Source organism: Corynebacterium sp. p3-SID1761, from assembly GCF_055862885.1.
Genome location: NZ_JBSQBJ010000001.1, coordinates 376289 through 399122 on the forward strand (window position 1 = coordinate 376289; position 22834 = coordinate 399122).

18 protein-coding genes are annotated in these 22834 nt (G+C 60.3%); 4 read left to right on the forward strand and 14 right to left on the reverse strand.

The genetic code is table 11. The features are described 5' to 3' along the window. The first annotated feature begins 82 nt into the window (after positions 1–82). The gene (locus tag ACWXWJ_RS01740; protein ID WP_034967698.1) at positions 83–1147 is read left to right on the forward strand and encodes a glycerophosphodiester phosphodiesterase family protein; all 1065 of its coding nucleotides are present in this window, start codon (positions 83–85) and stop codon (positions 1145–1147) included. On the opposite strand, the gene ACWXWJ_RS01745 is transcribed toward ACWXWJ_RS01740, so the two are convergent. Continuing rightward, the gene (locus ACWXWJ_RS01745) at positions 1144–2850 is read right to left on the reverse strand and encodes an ABC-ATPase domain-containing protein (protein ID WP_043012079.1); all 1707 of its coding nucleotides are present in this window, start codon (positions 2848–2850) and stop codon (positions 1144–1146) included. The two genes, ACWXWJ_RS01740 and ACWXWJ_RS01745, sit on opposite strands and share 4 nt — an antisense overlap. A 373-nt stretch (positions 2851–3223) precedes the next feature. On the opposite strand from ACWXWJ_RS01745, the gene ACWXWJ_RS01750 reads away from it, so the two are divergent. Continuing rightward, a complete protein-coding gene (locus ACWXWJ_RS01750; RefSeq protein WP_043012078.1) occupies positions 3224–4852 on the forward strand; it encodes an aspartate:alanine exchanger family transporter in 1629 nt (542 codons plus the stop codon). Between the two features lie 10 nt (positions 4853–4862). On the opposite strand, the gene ACWXWJ_RS01755 is transcribed toward ACWXWJ_RS01750, so the two are convergent. Next, positions 4863–6329 (reverse strand): glyceraldehyde-3-phosphate dehydrogenase, encoded by a 1467-nt coding sequence (locus ACWXWJ_RS01755; protein WP_035008073.1) that lies wholly within the window; start codon positions 6327–6329, stop codon positions 4863–4865. 138 nt (positions 6330–6467) lie between these two features. On the opposite strand from ACWXWJ_RS01755, the gene ACWXWJ_RS01760 reads away from it, so the two are divergent. Continuing rightward, a complete protein-coding gene (locus ACWXWJ_RS01760; protein WP_473963350.1) occupies positions 6468–8156 on the forward strand; it encodes a formate--tetrahydrofolate ligase in 1689 nt (562 codons plus the stop codon). A gap of 94 nt (positions 8157–8250) precedes the next feature. Beyond that, positions 8251–8910 carry a PAQR family membrane homeostasis protein TrhA gene (gene trhA / locus ACWXWJ_RS01765; protein WP_296214637.1) on the forward strand — a complete coding sequence of 220 codons (660 nt, stop codon included), beginning with the start codon at positions 8251–8253 and terminating at the stop codon, positions 8908–8910. 131 nt (positions 8911–9041) lie between these two features. Here the strand turns inward: trhA and ACWXWJ_RS01770 are convergent, their stop codons facing one another. From ACWXWJ_RS01770 to ACWXWJ_RS01825, 12 genes are all read right to left on the reverse strand, one after another. Beyond that, a complete protein-coding gene (locus ACWXWJ_RS01770; protein ID WP_473963351.1) occupies positions 9042–9713 on the reverse strand; it encodes a hypothetical protein in 672 nt (223 codons plus the stop codon). 130 nt (positions 9714–9843) lie between these two features. Next, complete coding sequence (gene der / locus ACWXWJ_RS01775; protein WP_473963352.1) at positions 9844–12177, reverse strand: bifunctional cytidylate kinase/GTPase Der; 2334 nt, start codon at positions 12175–12177, stop codon at positions 9844–9846. Between the two features lie 64 nt (positions 12178–12241). Continuing rightward, on the reverse strand, positions 12242–13114 hold the full coding sequence (locus ACWXWJ_RS01780) for a pseudouridine synthase (RefSeq protein ID WP_293791167.1): 873 nt from the start codon (positions 13112–13114) through the stop codon (positions 12242–12244). 70 nt (positions 13115–13184) lie between these two features. Continuing rightward, a complete protein-coding gene (scpB, locus tag ACWXWJ_RS01785) occupies positions 13185–13781 on the reverse strand; it encodes an SMC-Scp complex subunit ScpB (protein ID WP_448307725.1) in 597 nt (198 codons plus the stop codon). 33 nt (positions 13782–13814) lie between these two features. Beyond that, entirely contained in the window at positions 13815–14642 is an 828-nt protein-coding gene (locus tag ACWXWJ_RS01790) for a segregation and condensation protein A (protein ID WP_473963374.1), read from the reverse strand. 1 nt (position 14643) lies between these two features. Continuing rightward, positions 14644–15537 carry a ParA family protein gene (locus tag ACWXWJ_RS01795; protein ID WP_448307726.1) on the reverse strand — a complete coding sequence of 298 codons (894 nt, stop codon included), beginning with the start codon at positions 15535–15537 and terminating at the stop codon, positions 14644–14646. A 75-nt stretch (positions 15538–15612) separates the two neighbouring features. Further along, positions 15613–16512 (reverse strand): tyrosine recombinase, encoded by a 900-nt coding sequence (locus ACWXWJ_RS01800; protein ID WP_473963353.1) that lies wholly within the window; start codon positions 16510–16512, stop codon positions 15613–15615. Next, positions 16509–17177: an NUDIX domain-containing protein gene (locus ACWXWJ_RS01805; RefSeq protein ID WP_473963354.1), complete on the reverse strand. Its 669-nt coding sequence runs from the start codon at positions 17175–17177 to the stop codon at positions 16509–16511. The genes ACWXWJ_RS01800 and ACWXWJ_RS01805 overlap by 4 nt, the downstream gene beginning before the upstream one ends. A 25-nt stretch (positions 17178–17202) precedes the next feature. Then, positions 17203–18870, reverse strand: coding sequence for a CTP synthase (locus ACWXWJ_RS01810; RefSeq protein ID WP_473963355.1), 1668 nt, complete (start codon positions 18868–18870; stop codon positions 17203–17205). A 63-nt stretch (positions 18871–18933) separates the two neighbouring features. Next, positions 18934–19866 (reverse strand): copper transporter, encoded by a 933-nt coding sequence (locus tag ACWXWJ_RS01815; protein ID WP_473963356.1) that lies wholly within the window; start codon positions 19864–19866, stop codon positions 18934–18936. An 18-nt stretch (positions 19867–19884) separates the two neighbouring features. Beyond that, entirely contained in the window at positions 19885–21087 is a 1203-nt protein-coding gene (gene steA / locus ACWXWJ_RS01820; protein WP_293791159.1) for a putative cytokinetic ring protein SteA, read from the reverse strand. A gap of 36 nt (positions 21088–21123) precedes the next feature. Next, positions 21124–22695 (reverse strand): hypothetical protein, encoded by a 1572-nt coding sequence (locus ACWXWJ_RS01825; RefSeq protein WP_473963357.1) that lies wholly within the window; start codon positions 22693–22695, stop codon positions 21124–21126. Positions 22696–22834 lie beyond the last annotated feature (139 nt).

The following is a 22834-nucleotide window of genomic DNA, read 5'->3' on the forward strand; positions in this document are numbered from 1 at the left end:
CTGAATCCTTGTTAAATTCATGTGCGTTGTCTCACAGTAGACGCATGATCTTTTAACAAATAGCTCCCCCAGTTAGGAAAGCATGAAGACACCCCTCACCTGGCGCAAGGCCACTGCCGCAGCCGTGGCCGCCATCGTTTCTATCGGCTCCGCAGGCACCGCAGTTGCCGCCACCAACTCCAGCATCGGTTCTTCCGTCGCCGGCTCTTCTTTTAATCTCACCATCGGTTCATCCGTAACAGGTTCCTCAAAACCTCAGCCGGAGGAGCAGCAGGGCTTCGACCTGCAGTCGCACCGTGGCGGTCGCGGCGAGTACACCGAGGAATCCCGCAAGGCTTTTGAAGAATCTTTAAAGATGGGAGTATCCACCCTCGAGCTGGACATCGTACTGGCCGAGGACGGAACCCCGGTTGTATGGCACGATCCGGAAATCCAGGCCGACAAGTGCACCGATACCAAGCCAGCCACCGAGAACGACCCGGAGTTCCCCTACGTGGGCAAGCTCGTCCACGAGCTGAATTGGAAGCAGCTGCAGACCCTGAACTGCAACAAGGTGCTGAAGGGATTCCCCGAGGCTAAGGCCGAGAAGTCGAACAAGCTGCTGCAGCTGCAGGACGTCTTCGATATTGCTGCCGCCGATCCGCAGATGCGCTTCAACATCGAGACCAAAATCGAGGCCGAGAACCGCGAGAAGTCTGCCACACCGCAGGAGTTTGTCGACGCGATCCTGCCGGTCGTCCGCCACAACAAGGCAACCTCTCGCACCACCATCCAGTCCTTCGATTGGCGCTCGTTGCCGCTGGTGCGCAAGGCCCAGCCGGACATCTCTCTGGCTCTTCTTTATGACGCCACCACGTGGAAGTCCGGCTCCCAGTGGATCGGTGACGTTGACTACGACAAGCTGGGTGGCGATGTGAACAAGGCCGCTACCCAGATGGGTGCGGAGATTCTGTCCCCGGACTACAAGCTGGTCACCCCGGAGAACGTGGCTTCTGCCCACGCTGCAGGGCTGCAGGTTCTGCCGTGGACCGTAAACGAGAAATCCGACATGCAGGCCATGGTCGACGCGAAGGTCGACGGCCTGATCACCGACTACCCGACCCGAGGCCTGGAAGTTGTGAAGAAGAATAAGCTCCAGGTTCTCTAAGCCAGCTTGAGTTCCCGGTAGCGGTTCGCCGCCGCCAGGATTTCCGCCCCGCGCGGGCGACTCAAGTGACCGGGGTGATCGCGCCCCGGCGCCAACACGGCCAGACCCTTCTCGGTGATGTGGCGTTCCAAGCGAGCGACCAGATCCACTAGCGGGGTCTGGCCGTCGGCGTTTTTAGACAGCCACGCCAGTGCCGCGGCGATGGCCGCCGTCTGAGACGGCGCAACCAACTGGCCTACGGCACTCAAATCAATGTCGGAACGGTCCACACTGATCGTGGACAACCCGCGGGGCTTCGGCGGTTTGCGTGAGTTCAGAGTTCCACGAGCCAGGACACGCTCGGCGGTCCCGTGCTGAAACTGGTTCTGAGCTGGTTCCCCTGTACTCGCTGTGTCCCCTGTATCCCCTGCGATCTCGTGGGCACGTGCGGTCACCTCGCTGGGGCGGTAGGCATCCATCGCAATGACCGTGTCGGCCAGTCGCAGATAGGCACCCGAGCCGCCGGCGATAAGGACGGTGGAGACCGAGGTGGCGTCATACAAAGAACGAACGCGCTGCACGAACGGGGTGATGGGCTCCTTGTCGTTCGGCACGAGGCGCTGCATGAGGCGGTCGCGGATCATGAAGTTGGTGGCCGAGGTGTCCTCGTCGATGAGCAGCGCGGACGTGCCTGCGGCGTGTGCCTCGACGACATTGGCTGCCTGCGATGTGGAACCCGAGGCGTTGGTGGTGCTGAAGCGGCGCGTATCGGCGCCGGTGGGCAGGTTGGTGATGAACGGCGAGATGTCGGCGCCGGTGATGGGACGGCCGTCCTCGGCGCGGACGCTGGCGACGTCGGCGCGGGAGATAACCCACTCGCGGCCATCGCTGACGATGTGGGGATAAATGCCGCGTTCCAGGGCGCGCAGCAACGTGGACTTGCCGTGGTAGCCACCGCCGACGATGACGGTGAGCCCCTCCGGGATACCCATGCCCGTGACGGTGCGGCCGCTAGGGAGGTTGAATGTGTGGGTAAGAGACTCTGGGGATTCGAAAGGCGTGGCTTGCGAGGCGGCAAGCGGGCGGTCGCTATCGCCTGCAGCGCGCGGGAGGATCGCGCCGTTGCCGACGAAAGCGACGAGCTTGCGGGGTGCCAGCTGGGCGCGCAAGAACTCTTGATCGCGCAGCAGAGCCACGTGATCCTCGAGGGCACGGGCGTCGGCAGGGTCAAAACGGTCGTGGAACAGGCAGTCGTCGGCGAGTTGCGGCAGGTCATCGGCCAGAAGGTGGGCGGCCTGGCGGCCCAGGATGCGGCGGCCCTTGGCAGGCAGACCAACAAGCAGGCGGGCTTCGATGCGGTCGGGAGTGACCAGGACGTGAGTGCGTTCCAACACCTGCTGGCCGATATCACCGATGTGAACGTTCTTCGGGCGGGTGACATCGGCTTCGATGCGGCGGGCTAGGAAGTCCGCGACCGCTACCCTACCGATTGGGTCATCTATCAAGTGCTGTGGAATCCCAGCGGCGCGCATGGGAAGGATAAGGCGCATTTTCGAAGGGCTGGCGTAAGGGTCGGCCTGCACGCGGTCGATCGACAGCGTGAGCCCGGGGTCGCCGAAAGCCCCCGCGAGCTTCTTGTAAGCCCCGTAGCCCGCGCCGTCTAACTTGCGGGCATGGTCGAAAAGATCTTTGAAGCTGCGTGCTGCTGTTTCGTTGCGTGCCATGGCTTCCAGAGTAGGGGCAGAATTTATTCTGCTCCAATATGCACGTGACCTGCAAATACATAGGATCCGAAAAAAATTTTTAGAAAAATTTGTTTACAAGACGTAACAGTTTTTATGGGTGAACGTTTGTATGGGTGAAGGCGCTAACAAAACACACACTCACTCAACAGGCGTCTCACTACACACCGAAAGGATCACTCCCATGATTGAACTCGTTGCAACCTTCTTCCAGAACCTCGTCGAGGTAATCGGCGGTGCTATCGCTGGACTGGTCGGCCTGATCACCGGCCGATAAGAATCCCCTTCTTCTGAGGTTTCTCACTGGTCCCCGTCCACCTCGTGTGGGCGGGGATTTCTTTATAGGATCGATGACATGCTGGCCTTCCTCGCTGAAAATCCGCTGATAGCCCTCGTCCTCATCCTCGCTCTCGGCTTTGCCTTTGGAAAGCTCCGCATAGGCGGCATGTCGCTGGGCACGGCGGCGATTCTCTTCGTCGCCATCATCTTCTCCACCCTCGAACCCGCCATCCAGCTTCCCCCACTGCTCTTCCAATTCGGCCTGGCCATCTTCGTCTACGCCATTGGACTGACGGCAGGCCATGCCTTCTTCGCCGATTTCCGCGAACGCGGGTGGCGCATGATTCTTTTTGTGGTCGTGCTACTTGCCGGTTTGATGGGGATGACGTGGCTACTGGTACCTCTGCTGGGAGTAGAGGCCGCCACTGCTACCGGCTCCTTCGCCGCAGCACTGACCTCCACGCCCGGCATGGCCGCCGTCGTCGACATGTTGGAGGGCACCAACCCGGAACTCGCCGCCAACCCAGTGGTCGGTTACTCCCTGGCCTACCCCGGCGGTGTGCTCGGCGCAATCGCCGTGGCCGCCATCGGCGCGAAGGTCATCAAGGTCAACCACCGCCAAGATGCGATCGACGAAGGCGTACTGCATGCCCCGCTGGAACACCGCGGAATCCGCCTGCGCGAAGGCATTCATGGATGCGTGCGCGACCTGCGGACGATCGCGGACACGAAGATCATCGTCACGCGGCTGGTCCGACCACACCACGCCACACAGGATGTCCAGGAAAAAGACCACAAGCTGGCCTACCCGGATGCGGAGGTCTACCCCGGGATGATCGTGGTTATTACCGGCACACCGGATTCCCTAGATAGGGCCACCGCCGCGTTGGGCGAAGAGGTGGACATCGATATCGATAAGTCCTACATCGGCTACCGCCGCATCACAGTTTCTAACCCCAACATCGCCGGGCGCAGTATCAAGGACATTGATCCGATCAGCCACGGCTTCATTGTCGCCCGCGTCCGCCGCGGCGACGAAGACCTAGTCCCCGGCCCCGACGATGTGTTGCACTACTCCGACCGCGTGCGTGTGGTCACCCCGAAGCACCGGATCGACGAGGTCTCCCAGTTCCTGGGTGATTCCGAGCGCTCCCTGGCGGACGTCAACCTCCTGCCTTTCACGCTAGGACTGGCCATCGGTCTACTGATCGGCGCCATCCCCATCCCCCTGCCGGGCGGCGCCACGCTGAACCTGGGCTTCGGTGGCGGACCGATTGTCATGGGTCTGGTGTTTGGCGCATTGGCCCGCACCGGCCCCATTGGCTGGCAAATCCCCTACCACGCCAACAAGGCCCTCAGCAGTCTTGGATTGGCGATCTTCCTGGCAGGCGTGGGAACTATCGCGGGCACGGGATTCCGCGACGCTTTAACGGACATCTCGTCCCTGAAATACATCGCGCTGGGGCTGATCGTTACCGTCGTATCCGCCCTGGTCTGTGGTCTGGCCGGAATGTGGGTACTGCGCCTCAAATGGGACGAGGCAATGGGCATGGCCGCGGGTGTATCTACCAACCCCGCGGTGATCAGCTACCTCAACGACCAGTCGGGCACTGAACTACCCATGCGTGGGTATGCCACGGTCTACCCGGCAGCGATGATCGGGAAGATCATCGGCTGCCAGGTATTGCTACTGATGCTGCTGTAAAGCAGCAGCTTTACAGATCCTGCGCACCGGCGCGCTGCGGCAGCACGCGCGGGCGCACGCCGGCGATTTCCTCGGCGATGCGCACGACCTGGTTGGAGTAGCCGAACTCGTTGTCGTACCAGACGTACAGCACCAGGTGGTTACCGTTGGCGATGGTGGCCAGGCCGTCGACGATGCCCGCGTGAGTGGTGCCAACAAAGTCGGTGGACACGACCTCCGGGGACTTAATGAAGTCGATCTGCTGGCGCAGCGTGGAGTGCAGGGAAACGCGGCGCAGGAAGTTGTTGACCTCGTCAGCCTCAACTTCCTTATCCAGGGTCAGGTTCAGCACTGCCATGGATACATCCGGGGTGGGAACGCGGATAGCGTTACCGGTCAGCTTGCCCGCGAACTCCGGCAGAGCCTTGGCCACTGCCTTCGCCGCGCCCGTTGCGGTGAGCACCATGTTCAGGCCAGCAGCGCGGCCACGACGGTCGCCCTTGTGGAAGTTATCGATCAGGTTCTGGTCGTTAGTGAAGGAGTGCACGGTCTCGACGTGGCCATGCTGCACGCCGTAACGGTCGTTGATCACCTTCAGCACCGGGGTGATGCCGTTGGTGGTGCAGGACGCCGCGGATAGAATCCGGTCATCCTCAGTGATGTCGCCGTGGTTGATGCCGTAGACGATGTTCTTGATGTCGCCCTTGCCCGGGGCGGTCAGCAGAACCTTGGACACGCCCTTGGACTGCAGGTGCTGGGACAGGCCGTCGCGGTCGCGCCACACGCCGGTGTTGTCCACCACGATCGCATCGTTGATGCCGTAGCTGGTGTAGTCGATCTCCGCCGGGTTGTTAGCGTAGATGATCTTGATTGGGGTGCCGTTGGCCCAGATCGTGTTGTTCTCGTGATCCGTGGTGATGGTGCCATCGAAGGCGCCGTGGACGGAGTCGCGGCGCAGCAGGGAGGCACGCTTAACCAGGTCGCCCTCGCCCTTGGAACGGACGACGACGGCGCGCAGGCGGGCACCACCGTAAGTAGCCTCGCGGGAAACCAGGATGCGGGCCAGCAGACGGCCGATGCGGCCGAAGCCGTAGAGGACGATGTCGCGGGGCTCTACCTGCTCCGGGCCACCGATGACCTCGGCCAGCTCGCGCTCCAGGTACTCGCGCAGGGTCAGTCCCTCGGAGTTCTTGTTGTAGCGGCTAGCCAGGGATCCGATGTCGATAGAGGCGGTGCCCAGGTTCATTTCCACCAGCTCGCGCAGAACCGGCAGGGTCTGCTCCAGCGGCAGCTCCTTTTCCACCACGCGGCGGGCGTAGCGGTGGGACTTGATGATGTCGATGTCGGTGACGTTGACCAGCAGTCGACCGAAAATAGAGGTTACGACGTTCTTATCGCGGTGCAGTCGGCTGATCAGCGGCAGCATCTCTTGTGCCAGAGCCAGCCGCTCGTTCCAATCGCTGTGCAGATCGCTCGTGGTGTGCGCGTTGTCGGTCATCTATACCTCACTACCTCACTGGAGGGAATCGTTTTGCCAAAATCCGGGGGTCACCCGCTTACCCCCTAAGTCTAGTGGCAGACTCCCCCACTCCCATTAATCCGGGGGCTTATAGGGGTAGACGTTTATTCTGGGAATATGACTAACTCTTCTGCAACCAACAATCCGCAGCCCAGCGATGTGGAGATCGCGCAGGCCCACACCCTGGAGCCCATCACCACAATCGCAGAACGCGCCGGCATCCCGGAAGCAGCTTTGATCCCCTACGGTCGCACAAAAGCCAAGATCGATGTTCCCGCGTTGAAGGCGGAGCGTGAGGGCGTCAATAAAAAGGGCAAGCTCGTACTCGTGACGGCAATGAGCCCAACACCCGCCGGCGAGGGCAAGTCCACCGTGTTGATCGGACTTGCCGATGCCGTGCGAGCAGCGGGGCGCCAGACGATGGTGGCGATCCGCGAGCCCTCCCAGGGACCAGTCATGGGTATCAAGGGCGGTGCAGCAGGCGGCGGCTATGCGCAGATCGTGCCGATGGAGGACATCAACCTGCACTTCACCGGTGATATGCACGCCATCACCGCAGCGACGAACACGCTAGCTGCAATGGTGGACAACCACGTGCAGCACGGCAACGCGCTAGGCATTGACCCGCGACGGGTGACCTGGCGACGCTGTCTGGACGTTAATGACCGCTCGCTGCGCCACGTCGTCACGGGGCTGGGCGGGCCGGGTCAGGGCACCCCGCGCGAGGGCGGGTTCGATATCACGGCAGCCAGCGAGATCATGGCGATCCTGTGCCTGGCCACCGACTTGAAAGATTTGAAGAAGCGCATCGGACGCATCGTGGTGGGTCAAACCTACGACCGCAAGCCCGTGACGGCGGGTGATCTGAAGTGCGCAGGTGCGATTACTGCCCTGTTGCGCGACGCGATCAACCCGAACCTGGTGCAAACCCTGGGTGGCACGCCGGCGCTGGTGCACGGCGGGCCTTTTGCGAATATCGCGCATGGCTGTAACTCGCTGATCGCGACGACGACGGCGCTGGACTTGTCGGAGGTCGTGCTTACCGAAGCCGGCTTCGGCAGTGACCTGGGTGCGGAGAAGTTCTTCGATATCAAGGCTCGCGCCGGTGGCCTCGATGTCGCCGCGACCGTGGTCGTGGCCACTATTCGTTCGCTAAAGCACAACGGCGATTCGGTACTGAAAGCTGGACTGTCCAACCTGGAGCGCCACGTCAGCAATATCCGCAAGTTCGGCGTGGAGCTGGTGGTGGCGCTGAACCTATTTAGTACCGACAGCGCTACGGATCGCCAGCAGATCGCCGAGTGGGGCGAGCAGTTCGGCGTGCGTGTCGTCGAGTGCAATGTGTGGGCCGAGGGCGGTGCCGGTGCAGCGGATCTAGCCTCTGCCGTGTTGAAGGTCGTCGATGGCGCCTCTGGTGATGACGCCCCTAGCTCCAGCCACCAGATTTATCAGCCAGTCGATGGCGTGGAAGCCACCTTGCGTACGATTGCCACGGAGATCTACGGCGCAGCGGACGTCCAGTTCGGACCGAAGGCCTTGAAGGATTTGGCGTTCTTGAAGGAGAACGGCTGGGACAAGTTGCCAGTGTGCGTGTCAAAGACTCAATACTCCTTCAGTGACGACCCCAGCGCACTTGGCGCGCCCAGTGGACACACGCTGCACGTCCGCGAGCTGGTGCCACGCATCGGCGCAGGCTTCGTGGTGGCCATGACCGGTGACGTAATGACACTGCCTGGTTTGCCGAAGAAGCCCGCGGCTGAGCGCATTGACGTGGACGAGAGTGGAGTCATTTCGGGCTTGTTCTAACGCGCATTGACGTAGGCTTTCTTTCGTGCAAGAAACTCAAGTTCTCACGAAGAAGCCTCCACGTCCTGTTTTCGACCGAGGCCCCCGCCCCTATATGCGCGGTCGCCTGCACACCGCTGCCGCGTGGTATTTCGGCGGCATGGGAACCGCGCTGACCATCGTTGCGGCCTCCAAGTTTCACCTGTCCTGGATGACCATGGCCACGGCGCTGTACGCCCTGTGCCTGGCCGGGATGCTTACGGTCAGTGCGCTGTACCACCGAGTGCCGTGGCGCTCCGAGGGCGCGGTGAACAGCTGGCGGCGTGCTGACCATGCCATGATCGCGGTCTTCATCGCCGGAACCTACGGGCCGGTGACGGTCGGCGCTTTTGGCGCGCGATGGTTCACCGGCTGGGGTTGGTTTAACACCGGCGGGCTGTGGATCTTGGCCGTGTGCTGGCTGGCCGCCGCCGCGGCAGTAGTACTGAATCTGGTGTGGATTGATCACCCGCGATGGCTGGATGCCACCACGTACCTCACGCTCGGTTGGCTGGCTGCCATCGGCGCCGTTGGCTACTACCAGCAGTTGGGGCTGGCTGTAAGCCTGCTGATGCTGGCCGGTGGAATCGTCTACTCCGTTGGCGCAGTCATCTACGCCAAACAGTGGCCGAACCCCTCCCCGCGGTGGTTTGGGTTCCACGAGGTATTCCACGCCGCCACAATCTTGGCGGCGTTGCTGCACCACATCGCAATCTGGATCCTGGTGCTGCGCTAGCGCCTACCTAAAGCACCTACTTCTTGTACCTTTCTCGCGCACGCCCACTGCGATACGCACGTACTCTTCCACGATGCTTTTAGCAAATGGAATCCGCCCCCTGCATCTAGTTCTGATTCCCCACGTCAGAACTATTCGAGAGTGCCCTTGGAGGAATTTGTTAGCCCTCGCTCAGGAGTCCAGATCCATCTAGTTTTAGCAGAGTCCGAGAACGCTATTTTCTCGATTCTAAAGTTCGCTGAATTTAGAATCGAGGAAAAACCTTCAATATCCTTGATGAATCGTGGGTAATCCCAACTTGAATCGTCAGGCTCCTTTAAACTTTCCACGAAAAAATTACCGGGAGGCAGCGTATTCAGTCTCAAAGCTTCTTTTTTGTAATACTTACAGCCCACTTCGATGCGAATGTCATAGACAGTTCCGGCAGATTGGCCATCGTTTGAAATAAGTAGTCCCCATTGATCAGCGTCGTTCTTCACCCACCACGCGGCGACCAACCGAGCGACGTTTCTAATCTCGGAAGCCTCCTCCCGCTTTCGCTGTTCAATCTGTAGCTTTTCCTGAAACTCAGCACGCTCCTTGGACCATTCATCAAACTGCCGTTGACGGTCCTCACGCTCCCTTTCAAGCGCTTGCTGGTTTGCTTGCTGAGCACGAACCGCTGCATTTGACTCTTCTGAAAGACGCCTAGCATCCTGTTCAGCCTTCTTTGACACGTTGAGCGCCCAGATACTTATGAGCACTCCCGCTGCAGATGCTGCTGCTCCCGCCCACTCACCAAAAGTACCGATACTGTCGAACACTATTCTTTCCTTTCCTAAAGGGCGTACCGTGTCGGAAACTCTTTGAAGAAATAAACGAGCAATTCAAATGCGCCTGCCACCGCTACTAGCTGCGCTAGCGCCTATTTTTGGCGCCTACTTCTAGCGCCGCCTACTTCTTACGCTTCTTCTCGCGCACACGGACCGCAATACGCACCGGCGAACCTTCAAAGCCGAAGGCCTCGCGCAACTTGCGCTCCAGGAAGCGACGGTAGCCGTGCTCTAGGAAACCAGTGGTGAACAGTACGATCACCGGCGGCTTGGTGGAGGCCTGGGTCGCGAAAAGTACGCGCGGCAGGCGTCCGCCACGCATCGGCGGCGGGGTCTCCGCAATCACGGCACGAAGCCAGGTGTTCAACTGACCGGTGGAAATGCGCTGATCCCAGCTCTCCAAAGCCTCGATCATCGCGGGTTCCAGCTTCTGGAGTGCACGACCGGTCTTCGCGGAGATATTCACGCGACGCGCCCACGGGACGTGGGATAGCTGCAGCTCAATTTCGCGCTCCAGCAACTCGCGGCGGTCCTCATCCACCAGATCCCACTTGTTATAAGCCACCACCAGGGCACGACCCGAGTCGAGGATCATGCGAAGTACGCGCTGATCCTGTTCGGCAATGGGCTCGCTGGCGTCCACAAGAAAGACAGCGACCTCCGCCGCATCAATGGCGGAACGAGTGCGCAGGGAGGCGTAGAACTCATGGCCGCGTGCCTGCTTCGTCTTCTTGCGGATGCCGGCGGTGTCGACAAACTTCCAGGTCTTTTCCTCCAATTCGACGATGGAGTCAACTGGATCGACGGTGGTGCCGGCAACATTGTTGACGACGGAGCGTTCCTCGCCCGTGATCTTGTTCAGCAGTGAGGACTTGCCCACGTTCGGGCGGCCGACCAGTGCCACGCGACGCGGCCCGGAGACAATCGACAGTTCGCGGGGGTGCTCCGGGAAGGAATTAAAAACCTGATCCAGAACGTCAGCCGCACCCTTGCCGTGCTGTGCAGACACCGGGTACGGGTTATCCAGACCGAGTGCCCAGAACTCAGCGACATCGCCCAGCTGAGCATCGGCATCGCACTTGTTAGCGACCACGATCACCGGCACCTCGCTGCGCTGCAGCTTGCGGGCGATAACCTCGTCGGTAGAGGTGATGCCGACCTTCGTGTCAACCACGAATACGATCACGTCGGCGGTCTCCATAGCAGTTTCCGCCTGGCGGGCAATTGCGGCGTGGATGCCCTTGGCATCGGGATCCCAACCACCCGTGTCCTGTACCCAGAAGCGGCGGCCAGACCACTCACCCAAGTAGGAAATACGGTCGCGGGTCACGCCCGGGAAGTCCTCCACCACAGCCTCGCGACGACCGATAAATCGGTTCACCAGCGTGGACTTGCCCACGTTCGGGCGGCCCACAATCGCGACGGTGCACAGTGCCTCTTGCTCTGCTTCCTCGTCGCCCAGCACGCCGAAGGCTTCCTCCAAGGCCTCCCAATCCTCGTCGGATTCCGGCATATCGCCGCCGCCTTCAAGGGTGAAATCCTCCGGGCCGGTAATGAAGAACTCATCCGGTCCGGCCTCGTTGCCCTCGTCGAAGTCGTCATCGTCGTATTCGGAGAACTCGGCAGCGGTGAAGTCCGACTCCCCCAGCACTTCGCCGTCTGCAGTACGGAAGATCAGCTCCGAAGGCGACTCGGTGGAATCCGGACGAGCGCTGGCGAGTACCAGCGTTGCCAGCTTTTCCAGCACCTCGTCGATGTCCATGTCGCCCGTGTCCACAATCACCGCATCCTCGGCGGGGCGCAGCGGAGAAGTCTCGCGGGAGGAATCGGCTTCATCACGCCGCTGCACATCCGCGAGTACCGCGTCGTAATCCACGTCTCGGCCAGCGGCTTGGTCTTGATCGTAACGACGCTGGGCTCGAACCTCTGCGGAGGCGGTCATAAAGATCTTCACTGGGGCGTCGCTAAGCACCACCGTGCCGATGTCGCGCCCCTCGACCACACAGCGCCCAGCAGCGAAAGCCAAAGAGCGCTGCAAAGCAACCAGGTTTTCGCGGACCTCTGGGATGGCTGCGACGGCCGATACGTGGGCGGTCACCTCGGGGCCACGGATCTCCCCGGACACGTCCATGCCGTCTAGCAGCACCTCTGTAGACGTGGGATCTTCGTTGATCTCCAATGGCAGATCTGCCGTGGCGGCGATGATGTCCTGACGCGAGTTGTCTGCGGAAGGGTCGATGCCCTGGCGCAGTACGTGCAGGGTAGCTACGCGGTACATCGCTCCGGTATCCAGGTATCTCGCGTCAGCGGCGGTGGCCAAGCGACGGCACACGGTGGATTTGCCGGTGCCGCTGGGGCCGTCCACGGCGACAATCAGGCCACCATCTTCAATGTTTTTAACGCGGGCGAGCTGGTCTAGTGCGGAGCCGGGCTCAAAATATGGTGCATTCGTCATGGCTAAAAGGTCGTTCCCTAACTGATTTTGTGTTTGTGTCGGCTGTAAAGCGTTTTTAGGGCGCTTACAGCCCGACCTTCTTGTACAAGCTCTGCAGTTCTGCCTGGTTCAGTGCGCGGATCGTGCCCGGCTTCTGTTCCCCTAGCTGCACGGTGTGAATCTTTGTGCGTACCAGGGCCTGGACTGGGAAACCGGCCTCCTTCAGCATGCGGCGGACGATGTGCTTGCGACCTTCGTGCAGTTCTACCTTGATTAGCGACTTGCCCTGCCACACGTCCACGATCTGAACGTTGTCGGCACGCGCAGTGCCGTCGTCCAGCTCCACGCCGTCTTTTAGCTCGCGGATCAACTTGCGGCTTGCCTCGCCCAGCACGGTGGCCATGTAGGTCTTTTTCACTTCGTACTTGGGGTGCATCAGACGGTTGGCCAATTCGCCGTCGTTTGTGAGCAACAGCAGTCCCTCCGTTGCCGCATCCAGGCGCCCAACGTGGAACAGGCCTTGGCCTTCCTTCAGTCGGGTACCCACTAGGTCTCCTACACACGGACGTCCCAGCTCGTCGCTCATTGTGGAGTGCACACCGCGCGGCTTATTGAGTACGAAGTAAACCATTTCCTCATTGACCTGCACGCGCTCGCCATCTACGCGGACAATGTCCACGCTCGGGTCGATGCGAGTGCCCATCTTCACCACGACTTCGCCGTTGACTTCGACTCGGCCTGCGGCGATGAGCTTCTCACTCATCCGGCGGCTGGCTACACCAGCGGAAGCCAGCACTTTTTGCAAGCGCACCTGCGCCTTCTCCGAGTCGGGCTTATTCAGGGCTGCGGCTGCCTCTTGCTCAGTCACGTGCTGACGTTTAGCGGGCTTGGCCTGCGATAGATAGATGTCTGTCGGAGCGGTCTCCGGTGTGCCGTCTCGGCGAGCGGGTGTGTCCACGGTGTTTCTAGCCCTTCGAACTAAAAAGAAAATCTTGAATTATCCAGCAGAATTCTACCCTTTCCCCCACTTAACTGTCGATATTGTCCAAGCTGTCGATGCTATCGACCTCCGGCAGCAGCGGCGCCAGATCCGGAAGCTGCTCCAGCGACTCGATGCCGATCTGCTCCAGGAAGAGCTCGGTGGTGGAGTAAAGATGCGCTCCGCCCTGTTCCCCAGTCTCGGCGATCAGCCCGCGCAGAGAGAGCGTACGCATCACACCGTCGCAATTCACGCCACGCACAGCCGCAACCTGACTACGCGTTACGGGCTGCCGATAGGCCACCACCGCCAGGGTCTCCAAAGCTGCGCGGCTTAGCCTCTGCTGCGTGCCGTCCAACAGCTTGGCCTCCACCACTTCCGAGTTGGAGCGCCGGGTGTACAGCCGGAAGGCCCCTTCGTGTTCGCGCAGTTCAAAACCGTTGCCGCGTGCGTCGTATTCCGCCGCAATCTCATGCAGAATTTGCGCCACCTCCGCTTCTGGCACCGCGTGCTCCTCGTTGGAAAGTACGCGGGCGAGCTCTGTGGGCGTCACTGCCTCATCGCTTACAAGAAGCAGCGATTCAACACGGCTGCGCAGCACCGAGACCTGCGGCAGCGGTGCGGGGTTGGGGTTCAAGTCGCTCATGGTGTGTGCCTTTCGTGCCTTTCTTTATGACGCCTACTCCCAGTTGCTGGCCGCCACCACTGCCGGATCGACATCCAGCCCGGTCCAGGCCACCGACATCTCCTGCAGTGCCTCGGGCTGCTCGATGCCGATGGCGCGTGCCTTGTACAGTTCCAACAGTGCCAGGAAACGCCCGACGACGATCATGTTCAACTCTGCATCGGCGATCAACGCGTTAAACGTTACCCACGTGTTCTCTCCGGCAACCTTTAGCGTGTTGAGGATCCGGCCGGCTTGTTCGGGGACGGACACTGCGACCTGGTGAATGTGGCCGGTATCTACATGATCGGGGCGGGGGCGGAACACGGCAGCGGCCAACTCGGCGAACTCATCTGCGGTTTTGCCGATCTTCACCTCCGGCAGCAGGTTCGCATGGTGTTCCTCCAATGAGAGGCTGGCCGGGTACGCCCTAGCGGCATCTCGCTGCCACTCGGCGAAAAGGCTCGCCACCTGCTTATACGCGCGGTATTGCAGCAGACGGGCAAACAGAAGGTCACGGGTTTCCAGCAGCGCGAGGTCTTCCTCACTTTCCACCTCACCGCGTGGAACCAGGCGGGCGGCTTTCAAGTCCAGCAACGTAGAGGCGACGACGAGGAATTCCGTGACTTCGTCCAAGTCCTCCGCGCTAGAACTGAGGTTTTTTGTGTAGGCAATGAACTCGTCGGTGACCTGCGCCAAGGCCACTTCGGTGATGTCCAGCTTGTGGGAGTGGATCAGCTGCAGCAATAGGTCAAAAGGCCCGTCGAAGTTAGCCAGGGCCACTCGGAAGCCGGTGATCTCAGGCTGTTCCGGCTGCTCGGACTGCTCTAGGGGCTCCGGCAGATTAAATTTGCTGAGCGACGCGCTCAATGACTTCCTTTGCCAGGTTCGAATACTGTACAGCGCCGGAGGAGCTCGGTGCCCACGTGTTGATCGGCTCGCCTGCCACGGAAGTTTCCGGGAAGCGCACAGTGCGGGTAATCACGGAGTCGAAGACCTTATCTCCGAAAGCCTCCACCAGCCGCTCCATCACCTCGCGAGCGTGCAGAGTGCGGCGGTCGAACATGGTCACCAGGATGCCCAGAACTTCCAGCTTGAAGTTCAGACGGTCACGGACCTTGTCCACCGTATCCATCAAAAGCGCCAAGCCACGCAGCGAGAAGTACTCGGACTCCACGGGAATGATCACGGAGTCCGCGCAACTCAGTGCGTTTACCGTCAGCAGGCCGAGGGAGGGCTGGCAGTCGACGATGATGAAGTCGTAGTCACGCATGACGGGCCGTAGCGCACGGGCCAGTGCTTGTTCGCGTCCGACCTCGTTGACCAATTGGATCTCTGCAGCCGACAGGTCAATATTCGCCGGCACGACATCCAGACCGTCGACGGGGCTGGAATGGATGGCGTCAAAAATCGAAGTAGAAGAATCGACCAGAAGGTTGTAGACGGTCACGTCCAGTTCGTCGTGGCTGATTCCCAATCCGGCCGACAGCGCACCCTGCGGGTCCAGATCAACCAGCAGAACCTTACGGCCGAAGGCAGCCAACGAGGCACCAATGTTGATCGTCGAGGTGGTCTTGCCCACTCCGCCCTTTTGGTTGCACATCGCGATGATGGAGGCCGGGCCGTGGCGATCCAGCGGTTCCGGATCCGGCAGCTCCTTGATCGGTCGGCCAGTGAGGCCGATGCGCTGATCGGGCTTATCAAACAACGCATCCGCGTGTGACTGTGAACGTGACATCAGCTATCCCGTCAAGCCCTTTCCCTTGATTGTTCTATTCAACCGATAATTACACCCTAGAGATTATCAGGCGCGCTAGGTACGGGGGTGGGATGAGGCCCAAATTTCCCTCAAGTGCTCAGGGCTGACCTTGGTATAGATCTGTGTCGTCGCCACACTTGCATGGCCCAAGAGTTCCTGCACCACGCGAATATCCGCGCCACCTTCCAACAGGTGGGTGGCGAAGCTGTGCCGCAGACTGTGCGGCGAGACATGCTGCAGCCCCGCCGCGTCCGCTGCCTGCGCGACGATTTTGAAGCCCGACTGCCTACCCAACCGCGCCCCGCGGTTGTTGAGGAACAGCGCCGGGCTGCCCTTCTTGTTCAGACTTGGACGCGCGCGCACCAGGTAGCGTTCCACAGCCTCCAGCGCGGGGCGCCCCAGAGGAACGATGCGCTCTTTGCCGCCCTTGCCGCGAACCAGCAACATGCGTTGCTCCCGGTCGAGATCGTCGACGTCGAGGTCCAGCAGTTCCGTGATGCGCGCCCCGGTCGAGTAAAGCATCTCTAGGAGCGCACGGTCGCGGATATTTATTTGCGACGCCCCGTCCCCCGCCGGCACAGCGTTCAGCAGAGCTTCTACCTGTGCGAGACTTAGCGCCTTGGGAATAGAGCTGCCCTGGGAAGGCGTGGGCACGTCCGCTGCCACATCAAAGGGTAGGCGCCCGTCGGCATGGGCGAAAGAATGCAACCCGCGGATTGCCGCCAGCGCGCGAGCAGCCGAAGATGCCGCCAGGTTGAGATCTTTACGCAGAAAGACGAGGTGATCTTCGATATCTGTGGCTGTCACATCTCCCAGTGCCTTGGCATCCAGCCATTCCAGGTAGCGATCCAGGTCGCGTTGGTAATTCGACAGTGTGTGTACGGATACGTCCCGTTCTGTCTTTAGATGCCGGATGTAGGCTCTGCCGAGTTTATGGTTTGCTTCGCGGCTCAACGGATGAACTTCATGTCCGTACCCGGCTTGGCTTCAGCGCTGGAGGCGCGGCGTTCGGCAAGGCTGGAGTGATAGTTAAAGGGCTCGGTGACATTGCGGCGGGTACCGGCTGCCAAGTGCAGCAGTGCGATAGTGGCAATGGAGTTTTCCACTTTCCCCGTCTGCACCCATTCAATAGCTTCGGGGATCGGCACCCAGCGCGTCTCGATCTCCGCCTCCTCAAACTCAGCCTCGGGGAGATCAAAGCCGCTGAGATCGCTGTCCAAATCCTCAGCCAGGTAGATGCGACACATCTCTTCGCTGAACCCCGGGGACGTCACCACATCCCCCAGCAGATGCCACGTCTGCGCGGACAGGCCAGCTTCCTCCGCCAACTCGCGCCGAGCGGCATCAAGGGGATCCTCCCCCACCATGTCCAGCAAGCCAGCTGGGATTTCCCACAGGTGACGTCCCACCCCGTGGCGGTACTGACGGATCATCATGACGTGACCGTCGCGCACAGCGGCTACGGCAACGGCGGAGAAGTGCTCCACGATTTCTCGCTTAGCTTCTCCAGTGGCGGTAGTGATCGTGTCCCGGCGCACCCCGATAATCGGTGCGTCCAGCAGCAATTCGCTGTCTACGACACGGTACGGTGTGCTGCTTTTGGTGCCCTGTGTATCCATACCATCCCAGTGTAGGAGGGTGTGGTTAGGAACGCTCGGCCTGGTGATTCAGGGCTGCGTCTACAAGTCCCTGGAACAGCGGGTGGGAGCGAGTCGGACGGGACTTGTACTCCGGGTGAGCCTGGGTGGCCACAAAGTATGGGTGCACGTCCTTCGGGTACTCAACGAATTCCACCAGGGTGCCGTCCGGGGAGGTTCCGGAGAACTGCAACCCGGACCCCTCAGTGATCTGCTCGCGGTAGGCGTTGTTCACTTCGTAGCGGTGGCGGTGACGCTCCGAGACATCGGTGGTGCCGTACATTTCTGCGACCATGGATCCCTCTGCCAAGTGGGCTGGGTAGGCGCCGAGGCGCATGGTTCCGCCCAGGTCAGCCTCGCCCGACACAGCGGCCTTCTGTTCTTCCATGGTGGAGATGACGGGAGTGGAGGCGTTGGCGTCGAACTCGGTAGAAGAAGCATCCGTGAGACCCGCAGTGCGCGCAGCCTCGATCACGATGCACTGCAGACCCAGGCAGATGCCGAGCAGTGGCAGCTTGTTCTTCCGGGCGTAGGTGATGGCGCCGATTTTGCCTTCAATGCCACGGTTGCCGAAACCACCAGGGATAACCACGCCGTCGACGTCCTTCAACGCTTCAGCGGCAGCTTCTTCCGTCTCGCAGTCGTCGGACGCAATCCACTTCACGCGAGCGCGAACATTCGCACCAAAGCCACCAGCGCGAATGGCTTCAGCGACGGACAGATAAGCGTCCGGTAGATCAATGTACTTGCCGACAATGCCGATGGTGACCTCGCCGTTCGGATTGTGGACGCTTTCCAATAGGTTGCCCCAGGTCGTCCAGTCCACGTCGCGGAACGGCAGGTTCAGGCGACGGATGATGTAGTTATCCAGGTGCTGAGAGTGCAGCACCTTCGGGATGTCGTAGATGGAGGGGGCGTCGGGGCAAGAAACCACGCCATCCTCGTCCACGTCACACATCAAGGCGATCTTGGCCTTCATAGCTTGCGGAACTTCACGGTCAGCGCGCAGGACGATCGCATCCGGAACGATACCGATGCTGCGCAGCTCTGCGACAGAGTGCTGAGTCGGCTTCGTCTTCAGCTCACCAGATGGAGCGAGATAAGGAACCAGAGAAACGTGGATGAAGGCAATGTTCTCGCGACCCGCCTCGTGGCGAACCTGGCGGATAGCCTCCAAGAAAGGTTGGGACTCGATGTCACCGACAGTGCCGCCGATTTCGCTGATCACTACGTCTGGCGCTTGACCATTCTTGTCTGGCTGTCCCATAGCCAGCACGGCGGCCTTGATCTCATCGGTGATGTGCGGGATCACCTGGACGGTCTTGCCCAGGAACTCACCGCGACGCTCTTTAGCGATCACGTTGGAGTACACCTTGCCGGTGGTGACATTGCCGGCCGCGGAGAGATTGCGATCCAGGAAACGCTCGTAGTGGCCGAGATCCAGGTCGGTCTCCGCACCATCTTCCGTGACGAACACTTCGCCGTGTTCGAATGGGTTCATGGTGCCCGGATCAACGTTGAGGTACGGATCCAGCTTCTGCATCGTTACACGCAGGCCACGGGAGGAAAGCAGCTGTCCTAGGCTGGCCGCAGTGAGCCCCTTGCCCAACGAGGACGCCACACCGCCGGTGACGAAAATGAATTTAGTGCTGTTCTTTGCACGATTAGTGGCCAAGGTAACTCCCGAATCAACGACGCTTAAACTTCGCTATCTACGGGGTTTCAGCCTAACACAAGCCTATTCCGGCGTAGCATCTGACGCGTTCGAAGCTGCCCCATAATGCCCCGCCTTGTTGTCCTTTTGCTGGCCTAGCGCACGGATGGTAGCGATGCGTCCGGCTACAGTGTCCACGTTGTCGATCGTGGAGACTGCTTCCTTCGCATCCTTATCGGCACGAACCTGGCCAATGGCTCCGTTATCTTCCGCGCTGCCTGCCTGTGCTGCGAGTACAGCGCCCTTCGTGCGAGAATCCAGCCCCGCGACAAAGTCAGCTACGAATTTGGTGCTGTAGTTGCCATGGGCCGCGTCGTCAGAGGTATCGCCTCCTACGACCAGAGCCAGATCCGCGGCTTTTGGAGCTTCTCCTTGGTAGGCAATGAGATCCTCGTTGGACAAAGCACCGAGGGCTATGCCCCGATCGGTTTCGCTGGCCTCTTTGTCACCTGCTGCCAGGGCTGCTCCCAGCAGCTGGCCGGTGTGCATACCGGGATCCAGTTTGTCTTCCGATAGTTTCGCACCCGCTGGCAAAGAGTTGGCTGCAATGGACTTCAGAGAGTCACCGCTATCTGCGCTCAGTGCCTTATCCGTCAGTTCGATGACACCGTTAACGCTGCTGCCAGCCATTTTGATTAGGCGCTTGAGGCTATCGGTATTGGCCTGGTCGGCGTCAGGAAGAACAAAAAGATTAACCGAGGTGCCACGCAAAAGGTTGCGCACCGCCGGGCCCGAAACCGAACCGAGAACCTTGTCGCTGGCGGCAGACTGTCCCTCGGCTTTGTCACGCGCGGCTTTTTCGTCCTTCAGCTGCTGCGCGGCTGAGGAATCTTTCGCTACTGGCCCACCCGGTACGTTCGGCGCGAGGGCAAAGAAACCCAATGCGGTACCTGCGGCGATGCCAAAGCTCAGGCCGGCGATAACCTTGCCGGCGGAGCCTTTCGAGTTCTTGCTCATGCTTATCCCGTCTACTGCCTAGCTCTTGAACAGATCCTGCACGCTCAGGGCGAAGCTGTTCCAGGTGTCGATGAGGTTATCTACGAACGCACCATCGCCAGAGAACCCAATAATCGCGATGATGACGGCAAGGGCAACCAGGATGCCCAGGATTGCCCAGATCCAGCCACCGCCGGACCTAGAAACTCGGTAGAGCTCGGCCACAGCAGTGGAATCAACGAGCCGCGGCCCTACTCGCAGACGGGACATCAAGGCCGACGGAGTGTCCGGCGACTGTGCTCGTTGGAACACGGTATCTAGATCTTCGATCTCGCCGAGGTTTACCACCATGGAAGCACCGTGGTAGTTGGCCAGCAGCAGAGCCAGATCAGTCGGGTTCTGCGTGGCAGCGGGGAACGTCATGGCGCCCACGCCCAGGTCTTGAATGCGCTCCAAGCCCACTGCATGCCCGTCCGGGTCTGCCGGCAGCACAACGGTGGCGCCGCTGCGCAGTGCTTCGTTGGAGATTTTCTCCGGGTCACCGATGATCACATTCGGACGGTAGCCCTCTTGGATCAAGCTGTCGGCTGCGTTTTCCACCGCCACGATAATCGGCGAGTACTCCCGCATGAAGTAACGCAGATCCTTGAGCTTCTGCTCGATACGCGCGTCAGGGCTTGCCACCAGCACCTTGCGGTCGTCCATGTCCACATCGACATCCGGGATGCCGAGGCCATCGACCAGCAGAGGAGCCTCGGAGCGGACGAATTCGGACATGTTGCCGGACAACGCTTCCATGTGGTCGCCGAGCGCCTCGCGAGCGTCTTCGAAGCGGGAGGACGCGGTATCCATGTCGAGGATCTCGCCTCCACCGATGGAGCGGTCGCCGTAGTAGACCTTGCCGTCGTCGATGCGCCCCTTCTTGCCGTTTTTCACCTTAGCGATCAGGTCTTCACCGGCGTTTTCGATCAGCAGGATGCCTTCGTCGAGCATCATCTGCGGGCCGAAGTTCGGCACTTGTCCAGTGGTGAATTGTTGAGCGTTCACGACGGCGGAAACGCGCGCGTCGATGAGCTTCTGGCTGGTTGCACGGCTGATATCGGATTCGTCGACAATGGCGATGTCGCCCTCGGAGATCTTGGCCTTAGTAAATCCCTTGGGTCCGGTGAGGTCACGGGTGGCGCCGTTGATTCCGGGCTGGTCACTACGGGAGAAAATCATGCCCACCATTGTGGTGTTCATGTGGCCAGTGTTGCGTTAGGCGCGCCGGGAAATGGCCTAACGAATCACCTTTCGTACCGTTTGACGCGCAGTTTCGTCGTGTTTCCTCCTATCGCGTCCCTTCTTCCCCGAAATCAGTGGGTCTTCACCGCTTAGGAAAAGCCGGCGGAAGTAAGAGCGATCCTGCTTGTTGTATTTCAGCGATGCACTGCGCAGTCCAGCCTTTGTGCCCCGGCCTGCCCCACCGTGGCCTACGCCCCTACCTAATGCTGTTGACGCCACATTTCCACCAGCCCTCATTCCAGCGCCATTCTTTGCCTCTGCAGCTCGATGTGGTGCAACGGCGGTTCCCTTGTTGGCGTTGGGATTGTTCGTGTGAACTCCGTCGCCGGTTAGGGCTTGGAATTTCGGTGCGCTAAGGCTACCGGGAAGGCTAGGGCGGGGTGCTGTGGTGGAGACATTGCGGAGGTTCGCCTTTGGTAGCCCAGATCCGGTACTGGAGCCTGGTGTTTTTCCGCCGCCGATAGCCCGGAGTTGTGTGGAATCTCTAGTGGCGTTTAGGTTGACCAGGGTTCCCGGTCGCCCGGCTTCCCTTCCGCGGTTAGCGAAGCGCTCTTGTGCATTGATGAGGTTGTTTGTGTCTGCCATGCCAGTACCACCTTGCCCAGGAGCTGACGCATTCGTGGCTGCGCCAGAATGTTGAGTGATGGTCGGTGTTTGTGCCGTTGTTGTAGTTGCTGTGTGCGCCACGCCGGGAGTGTGGGAAGCCGTAGTCGCAGCAGGCTGCACGGGTGCAGGTGTGTGCGCCGGGGCATGAAGGCCTCCCGGAGTGGCAGCTGGTTGTGTAGCTGCCGATGCAGGCGCCGGCTTCGATGCGTGTGCTGCTGCAGAGGCTGCTTGGTTTCCGTGGGCTGTAGCACTGGCTGGCGCTACAGCATTCGTGTTGCCATTGATGTGCGAGACCGTGGGGTGTGCGGAGGCAGTGGAGACGGTGGTGGCGTCCAAAGTTCCTCCGCCTGAGTGCCCCACAATTGGAACGCCGAGGTTAGAGACGGGCGGACGCACCAACTCGAGTGAAGGCTGCAGGTTTGCGGAAACGAAGTTGGTTATAGCAGCTTGTTCTGCGAGGAGCCGTTCGGCGGGATCCGGAATTAGTGCGGTCGTCGCTTGGATTGCTTCGAGCGCTTTGAGGTTTGAGTTGCGTATAACGGGGAATTGTCGGACAGAACCAGCCATTGCGGTGGTGTTCGCTGCGATTGTCAGACCGGTTTTGTGAACGTCATCGATGGCTTCGCGCGCCATGTCGAAGGAATACCCTTCGGCGGAACCAGCCAGACCAGAGGAAGCGCTCTTCAAGTTCTCCATGGAATCTTTGAGCGCCTTGGCTGCGCTCTCCCAGGCATTGGCCGCTGCGAACGGCGTAGAGTCATCCCCTTGAAAGGCGGAAATAAGCGCCGGCAACGTCATTGTCGCCTCCGCGACAGTGACAGGGGTGTTGTACATCAGGTTGTCAATGGAGCGAGAATCACGAGTCGGAACAAATACTCGGAAATCCTGATTAGCCTGAACTATTTTCTTCGAGTGAATCTGATCGAATGATTCTCCACTGAAATATTCCTGGAGGCTCATGTCTTGGATATGGTTCGCGAATACCTCCTGAAGCCACTCCACATTGGAATACATGATGTCGAGCACATTAGTTGCAGAACCAGACTGACCATCCCAAAACGACGCGTGTTGTGTGTAAGCCCCGCTCAAGGAGGGAACA